The 17381-nt window shown below is 48.3% G+C and carries 22 protein-coding genes; 4 read left to right on the forward strand and 18 right to left on the reverse strand.

The window, feature by feature from the left end:
- Window positions 1-23: 23 nt before the first annotated feature.
- The 16 genes from GJT30_05600 to GJT30_05675 form a co-directional block, all read right to left on the reverse strand.
- A complete protein-coding gene (locus GJT30_05600; protein MSM39078.1) occupies window positions 24-749 on the reverse strand; it encodes a hypothetical protein in 726 nt (241 codons plus the stop codon).
- Window positions 750-827: 78 nt separating this feature from the next.
- On the reverse strand, window positions 828-1541 hold the full coding sequence (ric, locus tag GJT30_05605) for an iron-sulfur cluster repair di-iron protein (protein MSM39079.1): 714 nt from the start codon (window positions 1539-1541) through the stop codon (window positions 828-830).
- A gap of 192 nt (window positions 1542-1733) precedes the next feature.
- A complete protein-coding gene (locus GJT30_05610) occupies window positions 1734-2570 on the reverse strand; it encodes a diguanylate cyclase (GenBank protein MSM39080.1) in 837 nt (278 codons plus the stop codon).
- A 269-nt stretch (window positions 2571-2839) separates the two neighbouring features.
- Entirely contained in the window at window positions 2840-3139 is a 300-nt protein-coding gene (locus GJT30_05615; protein ID MSM39081.1) for a Rieske 2Fe-2S domain-containing protein, read from the reverse strand.
- Between the two features lie 44 nt (window positions 3140-3183).
- A complete protein-coding gene (locus tag GJT30_05620; protein MSM39082.1) occupies window positions 3184-3555 on the reverse strand; it encodes a sulfurtransferase in 372 nt (123 codons plus the stop codon).
- Between the two features lie 117 nt (window positions 3556-3672).
- Window positions 3673-6480 carry an aconitate hydratase AcnA gene (acnA, locus tag GJT30_05625; GenBank protein ID MSM39083.1) on the reverse strand — a complete coding sequence of 936 codons (2808 nt, stop codon included), beginning with the start codon at window positions 6478-6480 and terminating at the stop codon, window positions 3673-3675.
- Between the two features lie 17 nt (window positions 6481-6497).
- Window positions 6498-7100 (reverse strand): hypothetical protein, encoded by a 603-nt coding sequence (locus tag GJT30_05630; GenBank protein ID MSM39084.1) that lies wholly within the window; start codon window positions 7098-7100, stop codon window positions 6498-6500.
- Between the two features lie 191 nt (window positions 7101-7291).
- Window positions 7292-7651 (reverse strand): hypothetical protein, encoded by a 360-nt coding sequence (locus tag GJT30_05635; protein ID MSM39085.1) that lies wholly within the window; start codon window positions 7649-7651, stop codon window positions 7292-7294.
- 102 nt (window positions 7652-7753) lie between these two features.
- Window positions 7754-7969, reverse strand: a complete 216-nt coding sequence (locus GJT30_05640; protein ID MSM39086.1) for a hypothetical protein — start codon at window positions 7967-7969, stop codon at window positions 7754-7756.
- Window positions 7970-8011: 42 nt separating this feature from the next.
- Window positions 8012-8218 carry a ferredoxin gene (locus GJT30_05645; GenBank protein MSM39087.1) on the reverse strand — a complete coding sequence of 69 codons (207 nt, stop codon included), beginning with the start codon at window positions 8216-8218 and terminating at the stop codon, window positions 8012-8014.
- Between the two features lie 35 nt (window positions 8219-8253).
- Window positions 8254-10533: a nitric-oxide reductase large subunit gene (locus GJT30_05650; protein ID MSM39088.1), complete on the reverse strand. Its 2280-nt coding sequence runs from the start codon at window positions 10531-10533 to the stop codon at window positions 8254-8256.
- Between the two features lie 92 nt (window positions 10534-10625).
- A complete protein-coding gene (locus GJT30_05655) occupies window positions 10626-10916 on the reverse strand; it encodes an antibiotic biosynthesis monooxygenase (GenBank protein ID MSM39089.1) in 291 nt (96 codons plus the stop codon).
- 96 nt (window positions 10917-11012) lie between these two features.
- Window positions 11013-11171, reverse strand: coding sequence for a rubredoxin (locus GJT30_05660; protein MSM39090.1), 159 nt, complete (start codon window positions 11169-11171; stop codon window positions 11013-11015).
- A 28-nt stretch (window positions 11172-11199) separates the two neighbouring features.
- Window positions 11200-11394, reverse strand: coding sequence for a ferredoxin (locus tag GJT30_05665; protein ID MSM39091.1), 195 nt, complete (start codon window positions 11392-11394; stop codon window positions 11200-11202).
- Between the two features lie 71 nt (window positions 11395-11465).
- Window positions 11466-12098, reverse strand: a complete 633-nt coding sequence (locus GJT30_05670) for a hypothetical protein (GenBank protein MSM39092.1) — start codon at window positions 12096-12098, stop codon at window positions 11466-11468.
- A gap of 34 nt (window positions 12099-12132) precedes the next feature.
- Window positions 12133-12735 carry a TetR family transcriptional regulator gene (locus GJT30_05675; protein MSM39093.1) on the reverse strand — a complete coding sequence of 201 codons (603 nt, stop codon included), beginning with the start codon at window positions 12733-12735 and terminating at the stop codon, window positions 12133-12135.
- A gap of 504 nt (window positions 12736-13239) precedes the next feature.
- Here GJT30_05675 and GJT30_05680 point away from each other — a divergent pair.
- The 4 genes from GJT30_05680 (at window position 13240) to GJT30_05695 (ending at window position 15852) form a co-directional block, all read left to right on the forward strand.
- Window positions 13240-14109 carry an Hsp70 family protein gene (locus GJT30_05680; GenBank protein MSM39094.1) on the forward strand — a complete coding sequence of 290 codons (870 nt, stop codon included), beginning with the start codon at window positions 13240-13242 and terminating at the stop codon, window positions 14107-14109.
- A 59-nt stretch (window positions 14110-14168) separates the two neighbouring features.
- Window positions 14169-14597 (forward strand): nucleoside diphosphate kinase regulator, encoded by a 429-nt coding sequence (locus GJT30_05685; GenBank protein ID MSM39095.1) that lies wholly within the window; start codon window positions 14169-14171, stop codon window positions 14595-14597.
- A 54-nt stretch (window positions 14598-14651) separates the two neighbouring features.
- The gene (locus tag GJT30_05690; protein MSM39096.1) at window positions 14652-15236 is read left to right on the forward strand and encodes a TIGR00730 family Rossman fold protein; all 585 of its coding nucleotides are present in this window, start codon (window positions 14652-14654) and stop codon (window positions 15234-15236) included.
- A 283-nt stretch (window positions 15237-15519) separates the two neighbouring features.
- A complete protein-coding gene (locus GJT30_05695; protein MSM39097.1) occupies window positions 15520-15852 on the forward strand; it encodes a QacE family quaternary ammonium compound efflux SMR transporter in 333 nt (110 codons plus the stop codon).
- Between the two features lie 146 nt (window positions 15853-15998).
- On the opposite strand, the gene GJT30_05700 is transcribed toward GJT30_05695, so the two are convergent.
- Both GJT30_05700 and GJT30_05705 read right to left on the reverse strand, forming a co-directional pair.
- Window positions 15999-16847, reverse strand: coding sequence for a DUF2179 domain-containing protein (locus GJT30_05700; protein MSM39098.1), 849 nt, complete (start codon window positions 16845-16847; stop codon window positions 15999-16001).
- Between the two features lie 19 nt (window positions 16848-16866).
- The gene (locus tag GJT30_05705) at window positions 16867-17346 is read right to left on the reverse strand and encodes a DUF3124 domain-containing protein (protein MSM39099.1); all 480 of its coding nucleotides are present in this window, start codon (window positions 17344-17346) and stop codon (window positions 16867-16869) included.
- Window positions 17347-17381 lie beyond the last annotated feature (35 nt).

Genomic DNA, 17381 nt, shown 5'->3' on the forward strand with positions numbered 1-17381 from the left:
CTGATTGCAGAGGGCGATTAGATTCAGCATTTATGCAGACAAGCCGTACGCACAACCTCAACCATTCGTCCTACCAGTTCAGAATGACTCTGCACTTGAAAAACATAACGGGGCACGTTGTGGCTGGCTGTCCTTGCCATAAACGGTTCTCCCCAAAAACTCAGCAAACATTCAGTTTTGCCCTCTTTGTCAAGATCGGAGATGATTGCTGAAACTCCTCCTGAGATGGAGGTCCAAATAGTATTTCGAACTTTACTCTTGCTTGCACAACGCTTGATTTTTGGCACAACTTCGCTTTCCCACATCTCTCGATCACTAGTATCGAGGATAAACTGGATCGACTTTACTGCGGGGTTTTCGATAGCGGTTTTGAGAAGTGCATCAAATAACTCCTGGCGCTTGAACATGACGGGGCAGACGTGAAACCACAACATCTCATTGCGCGCTCGGCGGGAAAAATCTTCCATCGTCTGGCGAATGCTCAGTGGCCCGACCAACACTGCATCCGGTGGGCTCAGCTGAGATAGAATATCCTTGACAGTTACTTCGGTCTGGTGAAGAGATGCTTCGATATGTTCGGATTGTCGCTCACGGCGTAAATCGCGCAGGAATAACAGGGCGATGAGAACAACGGAGATCATTAACAGGACTTCCGCTTCAACCACATGCAACATGTGCATGATAATTGCCGCAACTGCCGCAATTATTCCGGCAATAGCATCCCAGTCATATTTCAGGATTCTCTTCATAATTTTACCTTTTGGAAACCTTCTCTGTAAAATTTCAATTAGCCGGGCATATGCAGCATGGCTGGAATAAGACTTGAACTAGAGTTGTAACGTCTTTGGAAAAAGGATGTTGTTTTCCAGGTGTACATGTTTGTGCAGATCATCCTCGAACTCTTTGAGCTTCTGGTAGGTGAGCATGAAGGTGTTGCAGACATCGCTCGGGATTGCATAGTCTTTTGAAAGGTGTCGGATCTCGTGGATTGCATCACCAATCTCTTCATGTTCGCGATGGAGCCTGAGGAGGGATGCTCGGATAGTTTCCCGATCCCCGTCATCTGGCGTATTGCCGGCAATTCTGGCCGTATCGACTCGCTTGAGAGCCGGGAAGAACACCTCCTCTTCCTCCTGCAGATGCCCGACCATGTCGGTTGCGATCTTTTCGAAGATGTCGGCGATCCGGATCACTTCGGGATGGTGAACCCCGTGAACACCGGCTATTTTCCTGGCATAAGCGGCGATCTGCCCGTCATTCTCCTTGAGATAGGCATGGTGGGTGTTAACAATATAGTCGGCGAGAAACGGCAATGACCATGATGAATAATTCTGGCTCCGGTCAGTGGTTTCACTCTGCACTGCCTCTAGCTCCCTTGACAGCGAGACAAGATCGAGGCCTTTTTCGGCGCAGATTGTTTCGAGAGCAATTTTTCCGCCACAGCAGAAATCAATTCCGTGGTTTTCGAAGATCTTGGCAGTTCTGAAATCGGCAGCTACAATCTCACCGATGGTATTGTTCCCTGTTGTTAATTTTTGCATTGTTATCTCCTTAAAATGTAGCAGCATAAAACGCTACACGCATTTTACTGCGGTGGAATTTTTAATATAGACAGGTCAAATATGACTTCTGCACCCATTCCCTTTTTGCTCTTTACCCGAATAATGCCTTCGTGTGCATAAATTATTTTTTGCATAGTGATAAAGTTACAACGAACATACAGCCGTCAGACTTTAATTGCCAACGACCTCGTGCCTGATTGCCCCCTTGCCGGCGGCTTTTACCGCATACATGAGATTGTCGGCGTGTTTAAGCATTGCATCAACACTTGCCGGTGGATTAAGGAATGTTACCATGCCGATGCTGAAGGTAACGGGCCAGTCGTCTTTCATAACTTCTTTAAGGCTTTTCAACGCTTTATGGATCACATTTTTTGCCGATTCCGGACCACTTTCCGTTAGAAGCAAGGCGAACTCATCACCGCCAAGCCTTGCCACCATGTCTGTTGACCGAATATTGTCAATAAATGTGTCTGCGACCAGACGTAACAAGTTGTTGCCTGCACTGTGCCCCATCGAATCATTAACTCTCTTGAAATTGTCAATATCGAGATAAATAACACTGAGAGGATGTTGATAACGGATACTTCTATTCAACTCCATTTCAGCAAATTCATAAAAACATCTCCTGTTTGGCACCTTCGTCAAATAGTCTGTGTTTGCCATTTCTTTTTCACGTTGCAGTGAACATCTCAGGGCCGATATGAGAAGAGATACAATAAGAAAAAACATCAATTCCATCATGTCATTCCAATACAGCTCGACTGGATGTTCATAATATTTTTTAGCTGACAAGCCCGCGACAAGCCATACCAATGCAGCTACAAAGGAAATGGCAATGCCAATGAATCTCTCCGCATACCATGCGACAAATAAAACAGGAATCAGGTAGAGAACTGAAAGTGAAAAATTGGGACCAGTCAAATAATCGATAATTCCAACTACAACAAGCAGGATAATTCCCAAGATAATTACAAACGCTTTAGGTAGTTGATTGAAAAAAAATCTCACGATGTTTCCACCTCACTGTATTCACAAACAACAGTTCGACAATGACAGTTGATGTCAGCCCCCATATTCATGAGGATAATGATGACGAAGGTCTACAAATGATAATCTCAGGCGGCTTCAGGCTGGTAAAGAATACTAATAATTTTCATGGGTCTCACTCCATCTGTGTCTTGACATTCAACAACATCAACTAGTTATAATCAATTATTATAGTGCACGTTGGACTTAGGATTGAAACTTTGCCTATGATCGTAATTGTGCAGAGATGACTACACAATATCTATCATTATGTCGTCGCCAACCACTTCAACCTGATAGGTATTCAGGGTATAGCCAGGGTGGTCTGTGGAGACACCGCTGGTTAAATCGTAGTGCCAGCCGTGCCGAGGGCAGGAGATGACACCTTCTTTGACTATACCTGTCAACATCGTACTCCCCTGGTGAGGACAATAGTTTTCACAGGCGAAAATAGTACCCTTGTCATTTATCAACACCACTTCTTCCCCGTTGATGGTGATGAGTTTCTTGCTCCAAAGAGGAACTTCGGCGAATTTTGCGGCAAATTGCATATCTATTCTCTCCTCTTTCACTTCAAAAACACACGCCTGAGCGCTCACAGCAACATGATCTTTCTCGTGGTGCTTCCTCTGCCAAGCTCCTCTACCGGCAAACCTTCCTCGCAATATGCATCGAAGCCGCCAACCAGAAAGTGGGCATCATTCCAGCCAAGTTGCTGGAGCAACGTGGCCGTGTGACTGCTCCGCTCGTCGCCAGGGCAGGTCGAATAGACAATTATTGTCTGGTTACGGGGAATTTGCTCCAAATGTTTCACGGCTTCGTCGTCGTTTACCCTCAATGCACCTCGAACTTTCAAGACTGCCCAGTCCCAGTCATGGTGATGGCGAACGTCGACAAAAAAGAGCTGATCCCCGCGATTCATGCGTGATTTAAGATCGTTAGCGGTAATTCCTAATCCGTTGACCATATAATTACCTCCTTCGATTTTGATCTGGCCAGAGATCTTCTAATCATCCCCTACATCTCCAGCCAGCCTGTAGGCAGAGCCGGCTGATTTAAGCGTTTCCAGTGGCAGTTTCAATAATCATTTAAGTGTCTGTCGCAACACATACGACAGAATCCCACCATGCAGGAAGTAATCGAGTTCATTGGGGGTGTCGATTCGAACGTTCACAGAAAACTGACCGGTTGAACCATCGGCAGACCTGGTTTTAACTGTGAGTCTCTGCCCCGGTTGCAGGGAGGTAAGCCCTTCGATGTCAAACAGCTCATCTCCGTGAAGGCCAATAGAGCTATATGTTTCGCCTGACATAAACTGGAGAGGAAGTATCCCCATCCCCACAAGGTTGGAACGGTGGATACGCTCGAAACTTTCGGCGATCACCACGCGGGCTCCCAGAAGTAGCGTTCCCTTGGCGGCCCAGTCACGCGACGAGCCGGTCCCGTATTCCTTGCCGGCAATGACGATGAGCGGGACAGCGTCTTCGCGATAGCGCATGGCTGCATCGTAGATGGACATCTGCTCGCTCCCTTTGCCATCTGCTGACATCCAGGCGGTGAGTCCCCCCTCCACCCCCGGCACCAGCCGGTTCCTGATGCGGATGTTGGCGAAGGTCCCCCTGACCATCACTTCGTGATTGCCGCGGCGGGAGCCGTAAGAGTTAAATTCCTCCGGCTTCACGCCGAGGGAGATGAGGTAGCGACCTGCTGGTGACTCCTTGCCGATCGTGCCTGCCGGAGATATGTGGTCGGTCGTGACGGAATCCCCGAGGAGCACAAGGACCCGGGCGCCCTTGATGTCGGCGACTGGTGCCGGAACAGCCGTGAAATCTGCAAAAAACGGCGGTTCCTTGATGTAGGTCGATTGCTCCTGCCACTGGTAAAGCTCGCCGGTTGGTGTTTCAAGCCCGTTCCACAGTTCACCGCCATTAAAAACGTCCCCATAGATGTTGCTGAATTGTCCCGCTAAGACATGGCTGTGGACAAGCTCCGCCACTTCTTCTTCCGCAGGCCAGATATCCTTGAGGTAGACGAGCTGGCCATTCGGGTCGATCCCGAGGGGATCGCGGGTGAGATCTATGTTGATGTTTCCCGCCAAGGCATAGGCGACGACAAGCGGGGGAGAGGCGAGATAGTTCGCCCGGACGTAGCTGTTGATCCGCCCTTCGAAGTTCCGGTTGCCGGAGAGTACCGCCGCAACCGAAAGGGAGCCGTCCACGATCGCTTTGGCGATATGCCCGGCCAGAGGCCCGCTGTTGCCGATGCAGGTCGTGCAGCCGTAGCCGACCAGGTGAAAATGCAACCCTTCGAGATAGGGCATCAGCCCTGAGGCCACAAGATAATCGGCTACCACTTTCGAGCCAGGGGCGAGACTCGTCTTCACCCACGGCTTGACCTGCAGGCCGCGCCGTACCGCATTTTTCGCCAGAACTCCGGCAGCTATCATCACTGAAGGGTTGGAGGTATTGGTACAACTGGTGATGGCGGCAATGACAATTGAACCGTGGCAGAGGCTGTACGCGGTACCGTCCGGTTGACGCAGCGGCACACACTGACCCAGAGCTCCGAGTTCCCGGTCGGGATGAACCACCGCCAACTCCGGGGCGACGGTCATCGGCGAACCTCCCTCGCCAAGCCATCGTTCCTTGGTCTCCTTCTCCAGCTTTACCGCTTCATGTTGCATGAGGGTAATCAGTGATGTACGAAAAGAACTACGCACATCCTTGAGCAGCAGCCGGTCCTGAGGTCGAGAGGGACCGGCCAGACACGGCTCGACGGCTCCGAGATCCAGTTCCAGCGTATCGCTGTATTCCGACTCAGGCTGACTGGGTGTGTGCCACAACCCCTGTGCCTTGAAATAGGCTTCAACAAGTGGCACGAATGCACCCCGCCCGGTAAGGCGCAGATAGGCACTGGTCTGCTCGTCAACCGGGAAGATGCCGATAGTGGCGCCGTACTCCGGCGCCATATTGCCGATTGTTGCGCGGTCGGCCACGGAAAGCGAGGCAAGGCCGGAACCGAAGAACTCCACGAATTTCCCTACTACGCCTTTCCTGCGGAGCAACTGCGTGATGGTCAGAACGAGGTCGGTGGCCATCGCTCCCGGATTGAGCCTACCATTGAGTCGAAAGCCGACCACCTGGGGGATAAGCATCGAGCAGGGTTGGCCGAGCATGGCCGCCTCCGCTTCGATTCCTCCAACGCCCCACCCCACCACCCCCAGCCCGTTGATCATGGTGGTGTGAGAATCAGTACCAATCAGCGTGTCCGGGTAAACCCACTCCACACCATTGAGTTCCGACGTCATAGCGACGTGGGCGAGGTACTCCAGGTTCACCTGGTGACAGATGCCGGTTTCAGGTGGGACGACTCGGAAGTTACCGAACGCCCCCTGCCCCCAGCGGAGAAACTGGTAGCGCTCATGGTTCCGTTCAAATTCGATGGCGGAATTCGCCTTCAGCGCGGCAACGGTACCGTAACGGTCTACTTGCACCGAATGATCAATTATCAGGTCAACCGGTTGCAGCGGGTTGATGCGTGAAGGCTTCCCGCCGAGCCGGTGCAGCGCCGCGCGCATGGCGGCGAGATCGGCAACGGCCGGCACACCGGTGAAGTCCTGGAGGAGTACGCGCGCCGGCATAAACTGGATTTCCCTGTTCGGGAGAGCCGTGGGGTCCAACTGTGCAAGCGCCTCGATGTCCTCTTTCCTGACGGTCACGCTGTCTTCCCGTCGCAGAAGGTTTTCCAGGATTATTTTCAAGGAAAAAGGTACTCGCGATAGATCTATGCGGGCGGATTTGGCAAACGCCTGCAGGGAATGGTACCGATATTTTTTACCGCTGACCTCTAGGGTCATGAGGGAATCAAAACTGTTCAGTGTATTTCCCATCACCGCCTCCACATCCATTTTCAAACTCTCTGTTCCAATTCCTCGGCACGCTCTTTAATTCGCTGTAGTTCAGTTTCGATAGCCGATACCATTTCTTTTTCATGGTCAACTATTCCTTTTGCATCTGCTGATTTTGACACTAACACCACAAAATATTGCAGATCGACCGGTGACATGGGATTCTGAGCAGAATAGGGAGCAACCTTAATGATGATCCGCCCGGAGAAGACAGGGTGATCGACCAGTTCGCGGCGAATATCCTTATACTTTTTACTTATCATAATCCTTTCTTTGTATGGTAAGCCCCGCACCGCGATATTCCTGATGATTTCGCTATCAAACACAAAGGATCTCAACAATCCGGGTTCATAATCGTTTCCATTTCTCCGGGCCTTGATTTCCCTGAGGGTTCCCTGGTCGAACACAAAATAATCAAAGCCTCCAGGCACAGGGCACTCCCAGCCGATCTTGAGTTCCTTGGCAGTCCCACCTTCCAGTCGCTCCACAACACCGGATGCGTCCACATCCGGCAAGTAACGCCGAGGGTCTTCAATACTGTCCAAAAGCACACTCCAAATGGTTTCAGGATCAACGTGGATCAATATCCTTATTGTTTTAACCATAACGGCGCCTCACGATGTTCATGGCCTGCACCCTGATTCCAAGCATCTTGGCGAAGTTGCGACATCACTCAACCTGGGCGATAGTAGTTTGATGGTCAATATTAACGATCAAACTCAATTTGCCCCGCATATATCAATAATGCTAGCACTGGGCAGATCCGGGCTTGACTCCTATTGATACATTAAGGTTTTTAGTCGACTGGGTTATTTTTTGTTTCTACATCGAAGATCGACATGAGCGTCTCCGGTGTATAGGTGCAAACTTGAGTTTTTGTACCAGTTTTTCCCTTGTACACCCATTCGACTTTATCGCCGGCAGTCTCGTGCATTAATTTTACGCGTACTCCAGCAATCCTTTTCAACTCATTCCACATGTCATCCATGGTCAGCAATTCAAAGCCTTCCAATTCTTTGTTACTGCCGGCATTTTCGATGAATCGTTCAATCAGTTCGTAATCAAGGAAATCATCTTCTTTTCTCCACCACTTTACAAAGTGATGGTTCTCGTTACGCCGCTCTTCAATCATCTTCAAAATTTCACTTTCTCTCACGCTACACCTCCTGTTTTAATTATAACCCGGATTTGCCGGGAGCCGGCTCAGTTCGGATCGAAATGTTCAAGCGCCACCTTCCACCACCACCGCTCACATTGTCTACTTGGGGAGATACAACATAAATTCCCTGAGTTTGTCCAATGCCTTTTCTATTTCGGTAAGGTTTGCTCCAAGTTGCTGCAAATCAATCGGATTCAATTGAGGTGCGAACTCTTGGATTATCGCAATTTGCTCCGACAACACATCATTCGTTCTAAAGTGTTCCTCTGACAGACATAAATTCGAGTGAGTATTTATCTTCTCGTTTCCTTTCATGTCTCCCCCTTTGAATATTCGAAATGGTATTTATGTAGCTATCTAGCAGACGCAAGTTTCCTTCCAGAAGATGCAAGTTACTGGGCAGGCTGCAATGGCCTGAAGTTGAATTTCCTCTTCCGTAGCACCATTTGGATCAAAACATTCTGCTTTGCCATGATCGTTCAAATGGAATACGTCGGGGAGGTTGTTGATACAAATTCCGCAACCAATACACATGTCTTGTTCAACAAATGGTTCTTTTGCCATGGTTGTTCTCCTTTTTCTTTAATTCAACCGCTATGTCACATTGGTGATATTCTCTTCATGGTTCGCCAGGTCAGGACCGACGCAACAAGCAATGGAAATACACCCAGACCGACAAAGACAAGGTCACCTGGCATACGCAGCCATTCAATCATGCGAGGGATTTTACCTTGCAGAAACCCCGCCCCTCGGGCATGCCAGTAACCATTTTTGAGGACGTCAATAAACTGGAGCACCCCGCCGGGAAATAAATTGGTCACTACCATCAGAGCCAGGCCGATGTTTAGACCCCAGAAGGAAACTTTGATGAATTTTTCCGGACGTACCCATTGTTCATCAGTCAACACCTGCCGCAAGGCAAAAACTATCAGAGCAACGGCGAGCATGCCGAATACCCCCATCATTGCCGCGTGCCCATGGTTTGGCGTGAGCATGGTGCCAACCTCGAAGTAACTGATAATAGGGAGATTGATGAGAAAGCCGAAGACGCCGGCGCCAACAAAATTCCAGAAACCGACGGCAATCAGAAAGTAAAAGGTCCATTTGTGTGGTATTGCGATGGACTTGTTGCAGATATCGCAATTCCCTTTGGTCAGTTTGACGAAGTCCCAAGCATCCAAAGTTAAAAGAGTAAGCGGCACCACTTCCATGGCGGAGAAGACCGCTGCAAGTGCCATGGTGATGTTCGCTTGCCCAGTCCAGTACCAGTGGTGACCAGTACCGACAATGCCGCTCCCCAGGTAGAGTATTGCATCCAGGTAAACGACCCGGGCCGCCGTCTTATGGGAAACAATGCCGAGCTTGTAGAAGATGAGGGCCACCATGACTGTTACGAAGACTTCAAAGAAACCCTCTACCCAAAGATGGATGATCCAGAACCGCCAGGTATCGACAACTGAGAAATGGCTGGTGCTTCCAAAGAACATGGCGGGAAGATAGAAGAGTGGAATAGCGATAGCCGCGTACAGAAACAAAGATGAAATTTCGCTCTGTTCGCTATCACACCTTGCAGGCGCTATCGCCCTGAACAACAGAACGACCCATCCTGCCAGACCTGCAGCCAACATTATCTGCCAGGCGCGTCCAAGGTCCAGGTACTCCCACCCCTGGTGCCCGAACCAGAACCAGAATTTGCCAAGGAGCTGGTTAATGCCGAGCAACTCCCCCACAAGACTTCCGGTAACGACCAAAACTAAAGCGCAAAATAACAGATTAATACCGCCTACCTGCCCTTTGGGATCCTTCCCGCCCAGAGATGGTGCGAGGAACAAGCCGCCGGCGACATAGGCGGTCGCGATCCAGAAAATCGACAACTGTAAGTGCCAGGTCCGGACAATATTGCTCGGAAGTAGCGTCGAGAGATCAATACCCAAAAAACCGGCCGGGTCTGCCCGGTAATGTACCGTGGCACCGCCAACCAACGCCTGAATTAAAAAGAGGAGTACTGCAACTAGAAAATACTTGATGGTTGCCCGCTGGCTTTTCGTAGTAACACCGGGCAGCATCTGCGGATGAACATGCTCCCCCTTTTCCTTCCACCCCAGAAAATCGAACTTACCACAGGCAAACAGGACGGCGGCGGTCCCGGCCAGGAGCGAGATCAGAGAGAAGGCGCTCCACAAGACCGCGTCGCTGGTCGGTGTGTTGCCGACCACCGGGTCGTAGGGGAAGTTATTAGTGTAGGAATATGTCTGGCCGGGACGGTTGACGACTGATGCCCAGGCTGTCCAAGCAAAAAAAGCCGTGAGCTGCTCAAGTTCAACCGGGGCTTTGATGTACTTTGCCGGAAGACCGGCATTCCCAGCTGGCACGGAAAAATACTCTGCCCATTTCGTTATTTGCTGTCGGTACGAAGCAGACTCAATCTGGGTGATGGGTAATGTTTCTGTTTGTGAATCATAACGGTTCTGTTTAAGCCATTGTGCGGTTTCCGCATTAATCAGATCACGTTCGTTGTTGGAGAGATCCTGCAAGTTACGCTTGAATCGTTGTTGGGCAAGCATCGATCCAATATCGACGGAAAGCGCATGGAGATACTCGGCTGAAAAATCTGGCCCGAGGTATGCACCATGCCCCCAGACAGTCCCGTTTTCCATCAGGCCGTACTTGAGAAACACCTGTTGGCCGGCAAGAATGTCATTTCGGGTGAAGACCGTCTCACCAGCAGGTCCAACAACTTTACCCGGGATTGGCGGGGCGTCCTGATAACTTCTAACTGCCAACCAGATCAAAATCGTGAAGCCCATGATCATGACAAGGATTAGGGCATTTCTCCACCAAGGGGAGAGAGTTTCAATCGGCAGTATTTTATCAGTCATTTCCGTCCCTTCTTGTACTACTTAAACAGGTGATTCATTTTATTTAGAAGATAAGATATTTCAGTTACCATCTGTTTTATTATTCACACCCCTTACCCAATAATTACTTCGTAAAACTTGGGAGATGCGCTGCCGTCGAACAATAGTCCGACGCGCTTGCCAGCTTCGATGTGGGCCGGGCTCTCATGCATGACCATGAAGCTTTCCCGGCTCTCGTGCTCCACAATGGCCGCATAGTTGCCACTCTCCATGGGCTTTAAAAGGCGCCGCCCAATAAATCCTTTGAAATTCCCAAACTCCTTGTTTGTATCTGCAAACCACTCCCTGAAAGCGGCATCCTTTCCCTCTTTAATGGGTGGGAAATTGATAATGACAACAAACATGGCAAATACCTCCTTTATAAACAGTTACCTTTTATATCAGGCCCTGACAGTTGATCAGGGCCATCATTGGATAATACGTCGAATCAAAAACTCCCTTTATAGCTCCTCAAAGGAATCTTTTCCGGCACCACACTCAGGGCAGACCCACTCAGCCGGAAGATCTTCGAAAGCGGTTCCGGGTGCAATCCCATGCTCCATGTCTCCGACAGCCGGATCATACACATACTGGCAGATGGTACATTGCCAACTCTTCATATTTTCTCCTTTGGCTACGATTTACACTTCACTCTTCCCAATGGATACACGATACAGGGCATATATCGATGGCATTGGCCTGGATTTCATCCTCGGTTGCAGCAGAGGAATCGAAACATTCCGCCTTGCCGCTATCATCAAAACGGAAGACATCGGGAAGGTTGTCAACACATAGTCCGCAGCTGATACATTCAGACTGATCAACCCATGCTTTTTTTGCCATTGTCGTCTCCTTGTGCTTGTGTCAGTTTTTCTTTTAAAATAATTATCTCAACCCAACTGCTTGGTGCATGATCAATGGCCATGCTCGTGTTTTTGAACCTCATGCTTTTTGTGGGCAGCCTCCCCATGATGCGCCGCATGTCCCTCCGCATCCATCTGCAAGCGCTCCACGTAATGGGTATACTCGACGTATGCCGCCACGTATTCTCGACCTTTCTGTACGCTCTCATCCTTGTGCTTGAGCGCTTCAGCCACCTTCTCGTATCTCTGGCGAATACCTTGGCTGACCGAATCGGTCACCATCTTTACCAAACTGTCGGGAGAGCCTCCGGCCAAAGCTTTGTCCGCCTCGGCGATAACCGGCTCCACTCCGCCTGCGGGCTTCAGCCCTGTGAAGGGTGCGCCTTCGCCAGCACGATGGATTTTTACCAGTAATTCGAAAAACTTCTTCTCCGCGGCTGGCTGCTGTTTCTTACCTTGTGCGGCGAGTGCTTTCTTGAATGCATCTTTAAGGCTTTTTTCATCTTTGCTCTGTACCCATTTGAGAACCGGTGTGACATCTTTGGTCTCCAGGGCCTTACGGGCATCTTGGACAACCGGGCCATCCATAGTGTCGCAATGAGCCACGGCAAACCGTGGGACAAGCAGACTTAAGCAGGCAACAAAAACAACCGTGAGTCCGACAACTTTGTTAATCAGTTCCATTTTGATTTCCTCCTGTAATGGTGTGTTGATAATTTTAATCTTTATGAATTACTGCTCGTGCATAGTTTTTCCAAAGCCCCTCCGCATCATCGGTCAGTTTAGGGGAAAAATTATTCATCAACCACCGCGTGACAGCAAAGTGGATAGTGCCAATGAACATGCTGGTGATTGCCTGCGAGTCCATTTCAGCATCAAGCGCGCCAATCTTCTGTCCTTGTTCAACTATTTGCTTGATCCCTTGGAAATACATTAAAATAGTATTTTTCACCCTTGCTCGAAGATTTTCATTCGACACAATCGTTTCTTCTGAGAAAATTGTTCTTGGTATACCGACATTCCCTTCTATGTACATAAGGTGGCGTTTAAATGTGATTTCCAGTTTTTGTAGTGGATCACTAACTTCTGCCACGGCATTCAGTATCGCTACCAAGTCGTTCCCGATCTTGTCGATTACCGATTTGATTATTTCTTCCTTGTTTCGGAAATGCCGGTAAAGGTTCCCTTCGGAAATGCCTGTCGCAGAGGCAATCTCAACCGTAGTAGCACCGTTTACCCCCTTCTGCCCTATGACATGCAAGGCAGCCTCGGTTATCTGCTGTTGTCTTACCTCAGTTGATTCCCGCCTTCTTTTAGTCATTTAAGCCCCTCTTGCAAGTGTGCGCTCACCTTAGTTTACCACTAAGAAAACTCTGTGCAAGCGCAAATACGACGGCAATAAATTCAATATATTTGCCATGACAACTAAATGAATTAATATCGATCCGTGAATATCTTGCCTAACCTACTTCGACTACAGCGTCAATTGACTCCTATTGTTATCTATGCTATATTTTTAAAAATTGTTTATCAAATTAGGAAGTCACCTCTTATGTTGTCGAACATTCTCTTCAAAACTAAACCAACCATTTGCTTGATTGAAATCGTACCGGTTCGTCATTATGCACAGATTTTGCTTGTGCTGGAGGGAGATACTTAGTTTTTAAACCAGGTAAACCTAACCCCCCACCGGCACAAGCTAGTGGGGGTTTTTTTTTAAGCTGTAAATTTCACTTGCTGAGCAAGTGATGACAGCAGTGCGTACTTGCGCATGCAACATAAAAACAGATCTCCGCTTCGTTCAGAACAATATAAAAGGATTGCCATGATACCCCTGTTCCACAGCGCGCACTGGCGTCAGCACATTGCGTTGGATGTTGGTACTGCGACAATACGAATTGCCACAGGACTGTCTCCTTTAACGGAATACCCCTCTTTAATTGGGCTTAAACGGGCACTCTGCAACGGAGTGGTGGTGGATGGTGAGACTGTATCAAACATCCTGGAGCCACTTATGGATCGAGTACGTCGATTCGGCATTTTCAAACCGTGCGTTTTAGCCTGTGCCCCCAGCGATGCTCGCCAGGAAGAGCGACAATTACTAATCGACTCCATCATAAACGCCGGTGCAGCTTCGGTGATGATCATACCTGAACCACTTGCCGCTGCCATTGGTGCAGGTCTCGATGTTTCGTCTCCGTACGCTCAGATGGTAATTGATATTGGGGAAGGAGTTACTGATTGTGCAATCATACGCTCAAGTAAAATTCGGACCACTTGCGCAATCAGAATCGGGTGTGATCAGATGCGCCGCGCGATCGTATCTACAGCAATTAGTTATGGATCTACTATTGACGATTCGCATTCAGATATGCTGATGCGTACCAACGGACTGTTGCGTTCGCCTGAACATGTAGGCAGTGTATTTACAAAGATGGCATTACTGCCGGTAATAGAAAAAATTGCCGCTACAATTGATTCATTTATGCGGGATCTACCTCATGACGTGGGTTGCGAGATCATTGAGAACGGCATCTGTCTTACCGGCGGTGGGGCGTTGATTCCCGGAGTGCGAGATTATTTTGAACAGCGGACTGGCATCAGTACTACAATTGCCACCAATCCCCGTGCCTCGGTAGCAGAGGGTGCGCGTGCCATTGTGCCGGTTATTCTGTTTTTAAATCTATGGAGATAGTTCTCAAGCAGCAACTGCAGATAACAACTCTGCGACAAAAAACATTGGGGGGTTGCATCATGAAAGAACGTACCAACAGCAGGCAGATATTTATCACGGATTTCGATTTGCAGCGATTGGAGGATTTGATTGAAAATGCGAGCAGCAAACCATCTCGTGATGGCAAATATCTGGAAGAACTGGGACAGGAACTGCTTAGAGCAGAAGTGGTAGCTCCATCTGGCATCCCGCCCGATGTTATAACCATGAACTCACGAGTTTGCCTCACGGATATGGATTCTGGAGAAGACCTGGTCTATACGCTTGTATTTCCGGGTGATGCCAATTTAGAAAGCGGCAAGATTTCAGTGCTTGCCCCGATTGGTACTGCCATGATCGGGTACCGCACCGGGGATCGAATCACGTGGCAAGTACCTAGTGGCATTAAAAAACTGAAGGTGAAACGCATCCTTTACCAGCCGGAAGCTGCCGGAGATTTCCATCTGTAGTTGCAGCTGAACGCAAGAGCGAACAATCCTTATACGTTGGAGGATCAAGCTGATATGAAAATGATCTGTGTGTATTGCGGTTCCAATCCCGGAAGAGACTCAAGGTATGTCGAAGAAGCCTGTTCATTCGTTCGTGAAATGACTGTACGTAACATCGGTCTGGTTTATGGAGGTGCGAGTATCGGCGTCATGGGGGCAATCGCTGACACTGTCCTGCATGAAGGCGGCGAGGTCGTCGGGGTCATTCCACAGAGTCTGGTTGACAAGGAAATTGCCCATAATGGATTGACCGAACTGAAAATTGTTGGCTCGATGCATGAACGGAAAGCACTTATGGCTGAGCTGTCTGACGGCTTCATAGCACTTCCTGGAGGTCTTGGAACGTTAGAGGAGATAATTGAAGTTCTCACGTGGGCACAACTAGGTTTTCATACAAAACCGTGCGGCTTGTTAAACATTCTTGGATATTATGATGGGTTATCATCTTTTCTGAATCACGCCGTACACGAGCAGTTTATAAAAAAAGAACACCATTCAATGCTCATTATTGAAAACAACCCTCAGCGACTTCTGAATCAATTTTTGGCATATAAATCTCCTCTGCAAATGAATAAATGGATCCAGCGTGATGGAATGTAACTTTTACCAACAATGCTTTAAAAATCAATCCGTCTGATTCTCAAGGCATGTAAGTATGAATAGTTACAAAAATTAACGTCAGCATTTCAAGGTTAATTTTATATGATATTCAATTGCAGGAAATAAAACCATTGGTAAGATCGTTGCAGCTGATTTCCGGACAGCTAAGGTCTTTGAAAGCACATCGTTGAGTTCTGAGGGGTGTTTTTGACTTAACGCATAAACCAAACCGGACAATGCTGGCTTTTTATAAGTTAAATACAAATTACCAAGGATTGAATCAATGCAGAAATGGGTATTCCTTATAGTAGCGATAGTTAGTGAAGTTGCGGGAACTTCAGCTCTAAAATCCGCCGAAGGTTTTACGAGGCTATGGCCTTCGACCATTGTTGTTTTGGGTTATGCCTCTGCTTTTTACTTTTTGTCGCTCACCCTAAAAGCTATCCCTGTAGGTATTGCTTATGCAATCTGGTCAGGCGTCGGGACAGCCTTGATAGTTTTGGTCGCTTGGATTTTTATGGGACAGAAACTAGACTTGCCTGCTGTGGCCGGAATCTTACTGATTTTCTTGGGAGTACTCGTTCTGTATGTATTTTCAAAATCAACAGCACACTAAACGGGATTTCGCTTACTTCCTGTTGAAATATATCAGCACTGCGGACTCTTCAACCCGAGACGCTTCAGCTGATTTACGAAGAACTGTCCTTCTATGGCCGAGAACTCAGCGCCTTATCTGCCTTACACCGGTGGTTCGGCTACCTTTCAATGCAAGACGGATTTCCTGATAATACCGCCGACGGCATCAGCTAAAGGGTGAATTACTACAAATGCTGTTTCATCAATTTCATTGGTAACATTTTTTACCCTTCCGATTTCCAACCTGGTAACGACACAATAGATAATATCTATAGGCTTGCCGGACTTGCCACCGCGTCCATTGTAAATCGTCACGCCCCGACTCAGGATGCGGATGATTGCCACCCTGATTTCATCACTTTTTTCTGACATTATGATTATGGCGTTGTACTCCTCTATACCGTGAAGGAGAAAATCGACTGTTTTAGATGCTGCAAAGTATGTCAATACAGAATAGAGCGCTGAATCGATGCCGAGAAAAAAAGCCGCAGTGGAAAAGATGAAAATATTCAAGATGAGGATGACATCGCCGACTTTCAAAATATTACTACTTTTACTGATCAGCAAAGCCGCTATTTCAGTGCCGTCAAGAACCGCGCCACCCCGTATAGCCAAGCCTATTCCGGCGCCAATGAAAAAGCCACCGAAAACGGCTGTCAGCAGCTTGTCGGGGGTTACGTCCGGATAGTTGACAAAGGCAAGACAAAGAGCCAAACCAGTTATTGCGAAGACGCTTTTCAAGGCAAACTTGCTCCCGATCTGATGATAGCCCAAAGCGATGAACGGGAGATTGATAAGCGGGATAAGGATCGCCAATGGATAGCCAAGCAGATTGCTCAGCAGCATGGATATACCGGTAACTCCGCCATCTATGAAGTGAGACGACAACAGGAAACCTTTAATACCCATCCCGGCTAAAAAAATCCCCAATACGATCAGAAGGGAATCAATCAATTCTCGAATAAGCGTTTTCATTGGTTGCTCAACGGATAGTTCATTTAATTTCCTGACCTGCACTGACAAAAGATATCCCCTGTCCGGATGTGGCTCCGATCATGACGCACTCGATGACGGGACTATTGATAGCCTTGTCTGAGTTCCATTTGACAATGAAGTTTGCTCCGAAACCTCCGCTGGTGTCTTTCTCCTCAATATGAACGAAGGAAGAAGCCAATGGACCAAGGATATATGGTTTTTCAAGATAACGACGAATCAATTTGCCACTTGTGTCGTAATAGTCGATGTCAGTAACCTGAAATGAGGACGACATGTCTGTGTTTCTAATGCTCAACGTCGTGGCAAGCTGGAAAGGCAGCTTTCTCGGGCCAGTAAAAACATTTGAGTAAGCAGGCACATAGACGGTCTGCCCTTTTGACAACCTGATCTCGGATGAAGCGGACCAACAGAAATTTGGGACCGTCCACGACAACAGTAAAAACAGCACAACTAAGGTAGAAAAAGAAATTTGGAGGATGTATCGCACAAATTGCTCCTTTCATGAGACAATCA

The organism is Geobacter sp., assembly GCA_009684525.1.
Classification (GTDB): Bacteria; Desulfobacterota; Desulfuromonadia; order Geobacterales; family DSM-12255; genus Geoanaerobacter.

What these genes read in the sequence shown, in the direction of transcription:
- GJT30_05600 (MSM39078.1), bottom strand. Translation starts at nt 749, where the DNA reads ATGAAGAGAATCCTGAAATATGACTGGGATGCTATTGCCGGAATAATT.
- ric (MSM39079.1), bottom strand. Translation starts at nt 1,541, where the DNA reads ATGCAAAAATTAACAACAGGGAACAATACCATCGGTGAGATTGTAGCT.
- GJT30_05615 (MSM39081.1), bottom strand. Translation starts at nt 3,139, where the DNA reads ATGCAATTTGCCGCAAAATTCGCCGAAGTTCCTCTTTGGAGCAAGAAA.
- GJT30_05620 (MSM39082.1), bottom strand. Translation starts at nt 3,555, where the DNA reads ATGGTCAACGGATTAGGAATTACCGCTAACGATCTTAAATCACGCATG.
- GJT30_05630 (MSM39084.1), bottom strand. Translation starts at nt 7,100, where the DNA reads ATGGTTAAAACAATAAGGATATTGATCCACGTTGATCCTGAAACCATT.
- GJT30_05640 (MSM39086.1), bottom strand. Translation starts at nt 7,969, where the DNA reads ATGAAAGGAAACGAGAAGATAAATACTCACTCGAATTTATGTCTGTCA.
- GJT30_05645 (MSM39087.1), bottom strand. Translation starts at nt 8,218, where the DNA reads ATGGCAAAAGAACCATTTGTTGAACAAGACATGTGTATTGGTTGCGGA.
- GJT30_05650 (MSM39088.1), bottom strand. Translation starts at nt 10,533, where the DNA reads ATGACTGATAAAATACTGCCGATTGAAACTCTCTCCCCTTGGTGGAGA.
- GJT30_05655 (MSM39089.1), bottom strand. Translation starts at nt 10,916, where the DNA reads ATGTTTGTTGTCATTATCAATTTCCCACCCATTAAAGAGGGAAAGGAT.
- GJT30_05660 (MSM39090.1), bottom strand. Translation starts at nt 11,171, where the DNA reads ATGAAGAGTTGGCAATGTACCATCTGCCAGTATGTGTATGATCCGGCT.
- GJT30_05665 (MSM39091.1), bottom strand. Translation starts at nt 11,394, where the DNA reads ATGGCAAAAAAAGCATGGGTTGATCAGTCTGAATGTATCAGCTGCGGA.
- GJT30_05670 (MSM39092.1), bottom strand. Translation starts at nt 12,098, where the DNA reads ATGGAACTGATTAACAAAGTTGTCGGACTCACGGTTGTTTTTGTTGCC.
- GJT30_05675 (MSM39093.1), bottom strand. Translation starts at nt 12,735, where the DNA reads ATGACTAAAAGAAGGCGGGAATCAACTGAGGTAAGACAACAGCAGATA.
- GJT30_05680 (MSM39094.1), top strand. Translation starts at nt 13,240, where the DNA reads ATGATACCCCTGTTCCACAGCGCGCACTGGCGTCAGCACATTGCGTTG.
- GJT30_05685 (MSM39095.1), top strand. Translation starts at nt 14,169, where the DNA reads ATGAAAGAACGTACCAACAGCAGGCAGATATTTATCACGGATTTCGAT.
- GJT30_05690 (MSM39096.1), top strand. Translation starts at nt 14,652, where the DNA reads ATGAAAATGATCTGTGTGTATTGCGGTTCCAATCCCGGAAGAGACTCA.
- GJT30_05695 (MSM39097.1), top strand. Translation starts at nt 15,520, where the DNA reads ATGCAGAAATGGGTATTCCTTATAGTAGCGATAGTTAGTGAAGTTGCG.
- GJT30_05700 (MSM39098.1), bottom strand. Translation starts at nt 16,847, where the DNA reads ATGAAAACGCTTATTCGAGAATTGATTGATTCCCTTCTGATCGTATTG.